Origin of the sequence: Hydrotalea flava (assembly GCF_001623405.1) — a bacterium.
GTDB classification, from domain to species: Bacteria; Bacteroidota; Bacteroidia; order Chitinophagales; family Chitinophagaceae; genus Hydrotalea; species Hydrotalea flava.
This window is the reverse complement of the sequence record NZ_LUHG01000110.1, coordinates 50064-61811: the sequence shown is the minus strand read 5'-3', so window position 1 is coordinate 61811 and position 11748 is coordinate 50064. Positions and strand designations below refer to the sequence as shown.

The 11748-nt window shown below is 37.3% G+C and carries 11 protein-coding genes; 8 read left to right on the top strand and 3 right to left on the bottom strand.

Going from position 1 to position 11748, the window contains the following annotated elements:
• Positions 1 to 23: 23 nt before the first annotated feature.
• Genes A0F92_RS14940 through A0F92_RS14930 form a run of 3 tightly spaced genes read left to right on the top strand, consistent with a single transcriptional unit; the run spans position 24 to position 2469 of the window.
• Positions 24 to 1196 carry a putative sugar nucleotidyl transferase gene (locus A0F92_RS14940; RefSeq protein ID WP_068248299.1) on the top strand — a complete coding sequence of 391 codons (1173 nt, stop codon included), beginning with the start codon at positions 24 to 26 and terminating at the stop codon, positions 1194 to 1196.
• Positions 1197 to 1233: 37 nt separating this feature from the next.
• Positions 1234 to 1995 carry a triose-phosphate isomerase gene (gene tpiA / locus A0F92_RS14935; RefSeq protein WP_068248075.1) on the top strand — a complete coding sequence of 254 codons (762 nt, stop codon included), beginning with the start codon at positions 1234 to 1236 and terminating at the stop codon, positions 1993 to 1995.
• Positions 1996 to 2469, top strand: coding sequence for a hemerythrin domain-containing protein (locus A0F92_RS14930; RefSeq protein WP_068248072.1), 474 nt, complete (start codon positions 1996 to 1998; stop codon positions 2467 to 2469).
• A 2-nt stretch (positions 2470 to 2471) separates the two neighbouring features.
• On the opposite strand, the gene A0F92_RS14925 is transcribed toward A0F92_RS14930, so the two are convergent.
• Positions 2472 to 3440 (bottom strand): ion channel, encoded by a 969-nt coding sequence (locus A0F92_RS14925; protein ID WP_068248069.1) that lies wholly within the window; start codon positions 3438 to 3440, stop codon positions 2472 to 2474.
• A gap of 126 nt (positions 3441 to 3566) precedes the next feature.
• Between A0F92_RS14925 and A0F92_RS14920 the strand changes: the two genes are divergently transcribed.
• From A0F92_RS14920 to lepA, 3 genes are all read left to right on the top strand, one after another.
• Positions 3567 to 4856 (top strand): lipopolysaccharide biosynthesis protein, encoded by a 1290-nt coding sequence (locus tag A0F92_RS14920; protein ID WP_068248067.1) that lies wholly within the window; start codon positions 3567 to 3569, stop codon positions 4854 to 4856.
• Between the two features lies 1 nt (position 4857).
• A complete protein-coding gene (locus A0F92_RS14915; protein ID WP_068248062.1) occupies positions 4858 to 6024 on the top strand; it encodes a glycosyltransferase in 1167 nt (388 codons plus the stop codon).
• 63 nt (positions 6025 to 6087) lie between these two features.
• Positions 6088 to 7872 (top strand): translation elongation factor 4, encoded by a 1785-nt coding sequence (gene lepA, locus A0F92_RS14910; RefSeq protein ID WP_068248059.1) that lies wholly within the window; start codon positions 6088 to 6090, stop codon positions 7870 to 7872.
• 75 nt (positions 7873 to 7947) lie between these two features.
• On the opposite strand, the gene purB is transcribed toward lepA, so the two are convergent.
• Positions 7948 to 9294 (bottom strand): adenylosuccinate lyase, encoded by a 1347-nt coding sequence (gene purB / locus A0F92_RS14905; RefSeq protein WP_068248056.1) that lies wholly within the window; start codon positions 9292 to 9294, stop codon positions 7948 to 7950.
• A 147-nt stretch (positions 9295 to 9441) separates the two neighbouring features.
• On the opposite strand from purB, the gene A0F92_RS14900 reads away from it, so the two are divergent.
• Both A0F92_RS14900 and A0F92_RS14895 read left to right on the top strand, forming a co-directional pair.
• Entirely contained in the window at positions 9442 to 10188 is a 747-nt protein-coding gene (locus tag A0F92_RS14900) for a menaquinone biosynthetic enzyme MqnA/MqnD family protein (RefSeq protein ID WP_068248296.1), read from the top strand.
• Between the two features lie 11 nt (positions 10189 to 10199).
• Positions 10200 to 10982, top strand: coding sequence for a glycosyltransferase (locus tag A0F92_RS14895; RefSeq protein ID WP_068248051.1), 783 nt, complete (start codon positions 10200 to 10202; stop codon positions 10980 to 10982).
• A gap of 5 nt (positions 10983 to 10987) precedes the next feature.
• Here A0F92_RS14895 and A0F92_RS14890 read toward each other — a convergent pair whose 3' ends face one another.
• A complete protein-coding gene (locus tag A0F92_RS14890) occupies positions 10988 to 11737 on the bottom strand; it encodes a TylF/MycF/NovP-related O-methyltransferase (RefSeq protein WP_068248048.1) in 750 nt (249 codons plus the stop codon).
• Positions 11738 to 11748 lie beyond the last annotated feature (11 nt).

The window sequence follows — 11748 nt, the reverse complement described above, 5'->3', positions numbered from 1 at the left end:
TGTACATTTTAAAACGATGCTATATGCTGCCTATTGTATTGTACGATAATGCCGATTGGCGGAATGATTTTTATCCCTTTTCAGTGAACCGGTCGGTAGCTGATTTGCGTTTTGGCATTTTTACGCAAAAGGAACGTTGGGAAAAATTTTCAGGCACTACGGTGTATATTGCTACAATAGATTATTTATGCAATTTATACCCATCGGTACCTGAAAATGAAGCAATTTATGTTGCCGCCAATATTTTACCCAATATTGAGCTGTTGAATACATTGGTTGTATTACGGCCCGGACAATCTGTTACTTATCAAAACCGGATGATTGCTTTTTGTGGCAATCATGTAATGGCTCTAAGTTTTTTTCGAAATGAAACAAATAATATTGTTGTTTTCAATTCATTTCAACATTCCCTTCAAATGCTGCAATCTGTTACCGATTTGTTTCGGTTCAATGCAGCCATCATTCAGGAAGATATTACATTAGTTCGTTCTTTACAACAACCGGGTACAATGGATGCATCCAATCGTATTGAAAATCCTGATGCAGTATGGATAGCACCTGATGCCATAGTAAAACACGTTACCATCAATGCAAACGATGGCCCTGTATACATTGGCGAAAATGCTTTGGTGATGGAAGGTACTTTGTTACGTGGCCCCATTGCCGTTGGTGCAAATGCTGTTGTAAAAATGGGAGCTACTATTTATGGAGGCACTTCAATTGGCAGGTATAGCGTGGCGGGTGGTGAAATTAAAAACAGTATTATCATGGATTATAGCAACAAAGCGCATCATGGTTATTTAGGTGATAGTGTGGTTGGAAACTGGTGTAATATAGGTGCCGGAACCAGCAACAGTAATATCAAAAATAGCGGAGCTCCGGTTACTATTTGGAATGATGCTACCAAAACTTATGGCATACCGCTTCAAAAATGTGGTGTTTTAATGGGCGATTATACCCGTGTAGCCATCAATTCCTCCATCAATACGGCCACTGTAATGGGTATTTGTTGTAATGTTTTTGGAGCGGGATTGTTGCCCAGACACCTGCCGCATTTTTCATGGGGTATAGAAAAAAAATATGTATTAAGCAGTGCCATAGAGGATATTTTACATTGGATGGAATTTAAAAAATGCAGGCTATCAAATCATGAAATTAAAATACTGCAGCATATCTTTGAGCAATTGAGTGAATAAACACTTTATTTTTAAATTGAATTAAATTATCAACAACATGCGCAAACAAATTGCAGCCGCCAACTGGAAAATGAATTTAAACCTGGAAGAAGCTACCACTTTAATAACCAATATATTGCAGGCGCCGTTGGCGCTATTGCCCGGCCGGGAAGTAATTTTTGCTGTTCCGTTCCCTTATATACCCATGGCTGTAGAAAAATGTGGTGGAAAAGAAAATATTTTTATTGCTGCACAAAACTGTTCTAATAAAAAATCAGGTGCCTATACAGGCGAAACGGCTGCTTTGATGTTACAATCTGTAGGCGTTCAGTATGTTGTAATAGGACATAGTGAAAGAAGAGAATATTTTCATGAAACGAATGCCATGCTGGCAGAAAAAATTGACCAATGCTTAGCGCAGCAATTGCAACCATTGTTTTGTTGTGGTGAACCATTGGTTGTAAGAGAAGCAGGTAAAGAAACCGAATATGTTGCCAATCAATTGGTTGAATCACTTTTTCATTTAACCGCTGAACAATTGCAACAAGTAGTGATTGCCTATGAACCTATTTGGGCTATTGGAACCGGCAAAACGGCCACAACAGCTCAGGCACAGCAAATGCATGCCTTTATTCGCAAGCAATTAGAACAAAAATATGGTCATCATGTTGCACAATCTGTTTCCATTTTATATGGCGGTAGTGTAAAAGCAGCCAATGCAATAGAATTGTTTTCTCAACCCGATGTGGATGGCGGATTGGTAGGAGGCGCTTCTTTGCAGGCAGCCGAATTTATTACCATCATTCAATCATTAGATTAAATGCCCATTAAACGAACAGAAGCCATGCAGCCACTGTCAAGGCAGCATCACAATGGGTTGTTGTTTTGCCTGTTGTTGAAAAAAGGGATTGCAAAAAATGCAGCTATAAAAATTATTTGTGATTTTTCTATGCATTTCTGGGAGAACGATTTGCAACACCATTTTCAGTTAGAAGAAACCTGCCTCAGTAATTTAGGCAATACTTATCCGGTATTGCATAACGGTATTCAACAAATGTTGAACGAGCATCGTTTGCTGCAGCAATATTTTCAAAAAATGGCCATTCATGTTACCTATAATGATATTACAGCATTAAGTGAATGGCTGGAAAAACATATTCGTTTTGAAGAACGCATTTTATTCCCGCATATTGAAACTACTATTAACAGTGAGGCGCTGCAACGCATTGGAAAATTTTTGCAGGGAGAAGCAGATCATAATTGCATGCAATATCCCATTCGTTTTTGGGAATAATATTACATAGAAACCGGAAGGGTAGCGGGTTCATACGCATTGAGTTTATCTAGATACAAAATGGTTGTGGAACCATCTTCTGATGGATGATACATGGGAACGAATTTGGCACCATAAATAAATTCACGATAGGTATACGAAGTTCTTGAAACAACGGTTGATGAAAAACTTTCATCAAATCCTTCAACAAATACCAGCAATTCTGTTTCTGCAGCAGCAATATCAGCTTGTGTGAGGTCATAAAGCGGACTATCTTGTTGAATGGGATGCACCAGCGTCCAGTTCGACATTAAGGTAGAAGCTTTTGAAATATCCAATGCGGCACTGAAAAATCTATTTTTCATCACACCATCTTCCATAATTTTTAAAGAAATGGTAAAACGGGCTTCTACATTTACCAAATAATTTTTTGTATAAGGCACCAATCTAACCATCAAAGCCACGCCATCTTTAAAAGGAGCAAACAAAGCATTTTTACTGTATTGAATGTAAGCTTTGGGCCTGGCAAATCGCCCATACATCAATCCGGTAGCAATTGCAAAACTCAAAAGCCCGAATAAGGCTTCTAATGATGCAACAAAACTTGCCATAAATCCAATGGGGCTTATTCTTCCGTAACCCACGGTAGTAAAAGTTTGGGCACTGAAAAAGAAGGCTTCTCCAAATTTTTCTGTAGCTGTAGTGGTTTTAATACCACCTAAATGGTCTAACCCTATCCATAAATAAATACCTGCAAAAAAAATATTTATCGAAATAAAGAACAATACAACGATGAGCAAAAATTTCCAAATTGACATCGAAAGGAGTGCATGATAAACATTTAACCTTTCAAAAAAACGCATTCCTTTTACCTGAATATTTGGGGTGCCATCACGATTCAAAAACCGACCGCCCACTAAACTGCTTACAGCGCTTAAACCGGTTTCTGTTTCGTTTTTTGCTTTTTTATTAATGTGCTTGATAAAAGGCATATATCATTGGTTGCTGCATCGAAAATAAAGTATTTTAATTGTATTGTTGATGGTTGCTATAGCCATATTATATTTGATTACAGGTTTGCAGCTGCTATTTTTAATTAGCGTAAAAAATGTTTTGCTTTGATAAGTTTAAAAAAGAATGTACAACAACAAATTTTGGCAAGAAGCATCTATGTGCTAAGTGCTTTATTGGTAAATGTTGCCATTGCCCGTTTTACCAATGCCGCTGCCACCGGAATGCTTTTTTACGCTTCGGCTATTTTTGCACTGATTGTTTTAATAGGAGGGATGAGTTTAGAAAGTGCTTTGGGTTATTATTATGCAGGAGAAAAATTAGGAGCTAAACACGCTATAACAATGGCTTTGTTCCAAATTATTGTGCTTTTAATGGTATTGTTGATGGTTCAGTTATTGTTTCCAACTTTCTTTGCAAGGTTCACAAATGGTTTTAATACAGGTTTGTATCTGTTTGTTTCCGGCACATTGCTTACCAATTTTTTTTTAGCCACATTGTATGCTGAAAAGCAATATCTGAAACCCAATTTAATACAGGCCATACTGAACGTTTTGTTAGTGTTTATTTTGTGGGTTGAATATCGAAAAAACTTTGCTATAGCAATTTTATTTAAAACATATTTCTATTTTATTTTTTTGAATGGAGTGGTTGTTTTGCTGGTGTTTATGCAAAAAGTAAAATGGAAAACGGAAAACGGTTCCATGCATTCATCTTTTCAACAGGTGTACCAATATGCGATGAAAGCATTGTGGGCCAATGTGTTGTTTTTTTTAGTGTATCGGTTAGACTATTGGTTTGTGCATCAATACACCACCGTTAATGATGCAGGCAATTACATTCAGGCATCTAAATTAGCACAAATGTTTATCCTACTTCCACAATTCATTGCTCCGGTAATTTTTAATACAACAGCCAATGGCGGCGCTACCCAACAAATGAATGAATGGTTAGCCGCATGCATGAAGTTTTTTTTCTTAATGTTTTCGATACTGTTTATTGTAGTGGCAACGGGCGGACAATTTATTTTTACGCATCTTTTTGGTTCCAGCTTCAATAATATGCACAAAGTATTGTTGCTGTTCATTCCGGGTTTATTTTTTCTATCGTGTTTAAACTTGCTTTCTGCTTATTTTGGTGGAATGAATCGCGTTCGCATCAATATAGTAGGAGCGGCTTTGGCTGCTGTAACTACTATTGCAGGAAATATTTTGATTATACCTTTTTATACTATTTTTTGGGCAGCGTTGGTAAGTACCTTGTCTTATATAGTGGCTGCTTTATGGGCATTGTATCAGTACAAAAAAATGCCGCCATCGCTTTCTATTGATTTGTTGTCCCTGAAAAAATCAGATTGGCGTTTTATTCAGGCATTATTTCATTCAAAATCAGAATAATATGAAGGTATTGTGGTTGGCCAGTTGGTATCCAGATGAATTAGAACCTAAAAATGGCGATTTTATTCAACGCAACGCGAGGGCAGTTGCTGCGATGATGCCCATTGTAGTAATTCATGTGGTACAGGCAGGTAGCCATTTAAGAACGAAAACCAGATGTGTTCGTACAAAAAATGAAAGGCTGGAAGAATGGATTGTTTATTTTAATTATACACCAACCTGGTTTAAAAAGCTCAATACAATTTTGTATCATTATGCCTACCGGCGTTGTTATGCTGCCATACTTAAAAAATATGTTGCACAGTTTGGATGGCCCGATTTAGTTCATGTACATGCACCCATCAGGGCAGGTTTAGTAGCACGTAGCTGGTGCAAAAAAAATGACATACCTTATATTGTTTCTGAACATGCTTCCATGTATGCCGCCACTGCAATGGATGCTTTTCAAAACAGGCCTTTTTGGTTCAGAAAAGCCGTACAATCTGTTTTAAAAGAAGCAGCCTTGGTTACCAATGTTTCACGAACTATTGCTTTTCGTTTAAAAAAACTTTTCCATTTACCGCGGGTAAGCGTTATTCCTAATTTAGCAGATACAGAGAAGTTTTATTATCAACCCGATATTGCTAATCATGTGTTTATTTTTTTACATGTATCTTCTTTTCTTCCACAAAAAAATATTCACGGATTGCTAAACGCATTTCAGCAATTGATACAATACCATACACAATGGAAATTAGTGTTGGTAGGGCCAGTAACTCCTGAAATTGAAAGACTGATTGTAGAAAAAAAATTATCTGAATACATTGAATTTACAGGAGAATTGCAACATGAGGATGTGGCTGCTGTTATGCAACAATCATCTGCATTGGTATTATTCAGTTGGCAGGAAAATGCACCCTGTATAATTACCGAAGCACTGTGTTGCGGTTTACCGGTTATTACTTCCAATGCCGGTGGCGCTGCAGAACCCATTCATGCAGGCAATGGAATCGTTGTTGCACCCGGTGATGAGCAGGCACTGGTAGCAGCCTGTATCAGGATGATGCAGCAATACCATCAATACAACCGGGCCGAAATTGCACAGGCTGCTGCTAAAGTATTTGCTGCTCCTGTTATTGCCCGGCTTATTGTTGATTTATATCCACCCTTGCTCAACAAAAAAGGATAAATTATTCGCAAAAATTCCCCACCACAGTCTATTTGACAGCTATCCTTATATCTTTGCATTTGTATGAAAAATATTAGAAACTTTTGCATTATAGCACATATTGACCACGGAAAAAGTACGCTGGCGGATAGATTGTTGGAAGAAACCAAGACCATCGGCTCCAGAGATATGATGGATCAGGTATTGGATGATATGGATTTGGAACGCGAAAAAGGCATTACCATTAAAAGTCATGCCATTCAAATTAATTATCCGTACAAAGGAGAGGAATACATTTTAAACCTGATTGATACACCCGGCCACGTTGATTTTAGTTATGAAGTAAGCCGTGCATTGGCAGCCTGTGAGGGTGCTTTGTTGTTAGTAGATGCATCACAAGGCATACAGGCACAAACCATCAGTAACCTGTATCTGGCTATTGATAATGATTTGGAAATTATCCCTGTTATCAATAAAATTGATATGGATGGGGCCATGATTCCGGAAGTAACTGATCAGATTGTAGATTTAATTGGCTGTAAACCCGAAGAAATTTTATTGGCAAGCGGCAAATCGGGTATTGGCATTACTGAAATTCTTCAGGCCATTATTGAGCGTATTCCTGCCCCAAAAGGAGAGGTGGATGCACCTTTGCAGGCACTGATATTTGATAGTGTTTTCAATAGTTTCAGAGGCATTATTGTGTACTTCAAAATTATGAATGGCACACTGCGAAAAGGTGATAAAATCCAGTTTGTATCAACCGGTCAGGATTATTTTGCAGATGAGGTGGGTGTACTGAAATTAACCATGACACCAAAAGATGAGCTCCGCGCCGGAGATGTAGGTTATATTATTACCGGAATTAAAAATGCCAAAGAAGTGAAAGTGGGCGATACCATTACACTGGCTGCCAATCCCGGTGCCATGATTCAGGGTTTTGAAGAAGTAAAACCAATGGTATTTGCCGGCATTTATCCTGTAAATACAGATGATTTTGAAGAATTGCGGGAATGTATGGATAAGCTGCAACTGAATGATGCATCCCTTACATTTGAATTAGAGACTTCCCAAGCCCTTGGTTTTGGTTTCCGTTGCGGATTTTTAGGCCTGCTGCACATGGAAATTATTCAGGAGCGCTTAGAAAGAGAATTTAATCAAACCGTTATTACCACAGTTCCCAACGTTAGTTTTCATGCCTATACTTCAAAAGGCGATAAAATTATAGTGAATAATCCTTATGAAATGCCCGATCCTACGCGTTTAGACAGGATTGAAGAACCATTTATCAAAGCACAAATTATTACACTGCCGGATTATATTGGCAATATTATGACACTTTGTTTAGGCAAACGGGGTATTCTCATTAATCAGTCGTATTTAACCCCAACAAGGGTAGAATTAATTTTTGAAATGCCATTAACTGAAATTGTGTTTGATTTTTATGATAAACTAAAAAGTAGTACCCGTGGGTATGCCTCTTTCGATTATTCGCCTATCGGGTATAGAGAAGCTGATATTGTGAAAATGGATATTTTGTTGAATGGGGATAAAGTAGATGCTTTAAGTGCTTTGATTCATAGAAGCAGAGCGCATGATTTTGGGCGTAAATTGTGTGAAAAGTTAAAAGAATTACTGCCTCGTCAACAATTTCAAATTGCCATACAGGCTGCTATTGGTGCTAAAGTAATTGCCCGTGAAACCATTTCTGCCATGCGAAAAGATGTTACTGCAAAATGCTATGGTGGCGATATTAGCCGTAAACGTAAATTGTTAGAAAAACAAAAGGAAGGGAAAAAACGGATGCGCCAAATTGGCAATGTAGAAGTGCCACAAGAAGCCTTCTTAGCTGTATTGAAGTTAGATTAAATGCTATTTTCTATCTTTCAAAAAACCTGCTTTAACAGAATGAGCAGGCTTTTTTTCTTGCATTGAATGGCATTTTTAAAAAGGAGCAGATACACCGGTATAATTATACGGGGTAATGGCTTTCAATTCTTTTTTAAGAGCGGCACTAATTTTTAAACCATCAATAAAATGATGCAAAGTATTTTTTGTAATACCTTCTTTGCCTCTGGTAAGTTCTTTAAGTGCTTCATACGGATTGGGATAATTCTCTCGGCGTAAAATAGTTTGAATGGCTTCTGCTACAACCGCCCAATTGTTTTCTAAATCTGATTGTAGTTTTGTTTCATTCAAAACCAATTTTCCTAATCCTTTTGTTATAGATTGCAAAGCAATGAATGTATGTGCAACCGGAATGCCCAAATTTCTTAATACGGTTGAGTCTGTTAAATCGCGTTGTAACCTGGAAATAGGAAGTTTAGCGGCCAAATGGGCTGCAATGGCATTGGCCATGCCTAAATTACCTTCGGCATTTTCAAAATCAATCGGGTTTACTTTATGTGGCATAGCCGAAGAGCCTACTTCACCTGGTTTCGTTTTTTGTTTAAAATAATCCTGACTAATATATGTCCAAATATCTCTACAAAAATCAATCAATATGGTATTAATGCGTTGCATGGCATCTAAATGTGCTGCCAAATCATCATAGTGTTCAATTTGTGTGGTAAACTGTTGCCTTTGTAAACCTAATTTTTTTTCAACAAACTCGTTACCCAATTGTACCCAGTTCTTCTTCGGAAAGGCCACTACGTGGGCATTAAAATTTCCCGTGGCACCGCCAAATTTTGCAGTAAACGGAATGGCAGCAAGCGAGGCAACTTGATGTTCTAAACGCTCGGCAAAAACCATGAATTCTTTTCCTAAAATTGTAGGCGAAGCCGGTTGGCCATGTGTTCTTGCTAACATAGGCACTTTTTTCCATTGCTTGGCCAATGCAACAATTTGTTGTTTCAGGTTGAGTAATGCAGGCAGGTACTCCATTAAAATACATTCTTTCCAACTTAACGGAATGGCCGTGTTATTAATGTCCTGCGAGGTTAAACCAAAATGTACCCATTCTTTAATGGCTGCTCCGCCAGCTTTTTCAATATGTTCTTTTAAAAAATATTCTACCGCTTTTACATCGTGGTTGGTAATGGCCTCCATTTCTTTAATATGATGGGCATCGGCCAGACTAAGATTATCCGCTATTTCCAATAATTTTTTTTGTAATGCAGCCGGTAGTTTAAAAAATCGTTTTTCTGCCAAAAAAATAAAATAAGCAACTTCAACCCTTACCCTGTACTTCATTAAAGCGTATTCAGAAAAATAGATATCTAAATGAGCCGTTTGTTTTCTATAACGGCCATCAATGGGCGAGAGAGCTGTCAAAGTGTTTAATTCCATTACAAGTTGGTTTCATTACATGAATAAAATTTGGTTTCAATTGCTGCCATACCGTGTTGAAAGAAATCACTAAAAAATCAATCCATCATTTACATAAACAAATGAAACCGCCGAATTTTCTTTTCTTTGCATGCAAAAGTAAAAGAATTGAACAAGAGAATACGCGTTGGCGCTGTAAGTTATTTAAATACAAAGCCTTTATTATTTGGAGTGAGGCAAAATGCTACATTATTACAACAAATTGATTTAACAGAAGATTATCCTGCCCATATTGCAGAAATGTTATTGAATGATACGATTGATGTGGGTTTAATCCCCATAGCAGTATTGCCCAAAATGAAAGAATCATACATTATTACCGATTATTGCATTGGTGCTGAGCATGAGGTAGCTTCTGTTTGTATTTTCAGCGAGCAGCCCATTGAATCAGTTACGCATGTGCTGTTAGACTATCAAAGCCGCACTTCGGTGAACTTAGCCAAAGTATTGCTGAAGCATTATTGGAAGAAGGAAGTTGTTTTTATAGATGGCGGTATTGATTTCAGAGAACAGATTAAAGGCAATACAGCCGGCGTGGTAATTGGCGACCGGGCATTGGAACAACGCAATATTTCTCCATTTGTATACGATTTAGCAGCAGCATGGAAATCAATGACAGGCTTGCCCTTTGTTTTTGCAGCCTGGATTGCCAATAAACCTTTGAATGCAGCATTTATAGAAGCATTCAATATAGCCAATGGCTATGGTGTTTCGCATATTCATGAAGTGTTAGAAGGAATGGATTATCCGGTGTATGATTTACACAAGTATTATACCGCAAACATCAGTTATTTGCTTACTAATGAGAAGAGAAAAGGATTAGCGCAATTTTTATCTTTACTTCACACAATATAAGTATTGCATTAATGGCAACCATCACCATTATAACCATTTGTTACAATAACTTAACGGCTTTGCAAAAAACCTGTGCGGCTGTTGATGCGCAGACCTGTAAACCGGTTGCACATTGGATTATTAACGGTTCCACTACACCGGATATACAAGACTGGTTATTACAAACAACACAGCCCGCTTACCGAAAATGGATCAATGAAGCCGATAAAGGCATTGCTGATGCATTCAATAAAGGCATTAGCCGGGTGCACAATGGTTTTATTCATTTGCTGAATTCAGGTGATGTGTATGCCCATGAAAATGTATTAATGGAGGTAAACCGTTTTTTGGATGCGCATCCCGAAATACAATGGATGAGTGGTAAAATAACCCTACAACGTGCACAACAATGGGTAACCGTTGGTAAGCCTTTTGAGGCAAATAAATTATATCGGGGCATGCGTAGCGTAGCACATCCTGCCTGGTTGGTACAAAAAGAAGTGTATGAACGATGCGGTATGTATAATACTGATTTTAAGATAGGAATGGATTATGATATGCTTTGCAGAATACAAAAAGAGCCCTATGCTTTTTACAATGATGTGATTACTTTATTTGATGATACGGGCATCAGTTCTACACAATACCTGGCTTCATTAAAAGAAAATATTGTTATTTACGAAAAACACTTCGGTTTTTCCATACCTTGCCGCATTTGGCAATGGCGCTTAAAGTTGCTTTTTATAGTATTGCAAACACCTCTGGGCAAATGGCTTTTTCAATTAAAGAAACGATTGGGGTGGGAAAATGTATAATATAATCACTTCAGTTTTAAAGCAATTCTACCTGTATCATCCATCCTGTTCAGTAATATTTGAATTTTATTTTTCTGAACATATTCATCAACTGCTTGTCTTGAACCTTTCCAGAAACCATAATCGTCAATAATTAAAACACCATATTTATTTAGCAATGGATACAAATGAATCATTTCATGTTTTGTGGAAGCATACCAATCCGTATCTAATCTTAATAGCGCAATTTGTTGCGGTAAAATGGAAGGAACTGTTTGCAGAATATCACCTTCCACAAAATGTATATTGTGAGAAGGGTAATTAATGTTTCCTATATTTCTTTTTACTTCATTTATAGTAGAAAATGCCCAAACCACACTTTCCGATTTATGGGATGCTTCATTTTTTAATTGGGTGGCAGCATCTCGGTTTAATGAATCCTGATCTTCTTTGGTTGGTGCTGTCATTCCGGTAAAGGTATCATACAAATACAACTGTCTGTTAGTAACCCCTAACTGTACCAAAGTTTCAGCAATAGCCATCATGCTTCCGCCTTTCCATACGCCACATTCAACAAAATCTCCCGATATATTATTTTGTATTACATATTTTACAGCTTCTATTAAACCATATAAACGTTCATTGCTGGTCATGGTAAATGGCCTAACTTTTTCAATAATATCTTTATGAAAGGGTTCAAAATCTAATGGAAATATTTGTTTTTTTTCTTCTAAATCGAACAATACCTTCAGTGCTTTAATTGGTTTTATTTTCATTTTTTTAAATT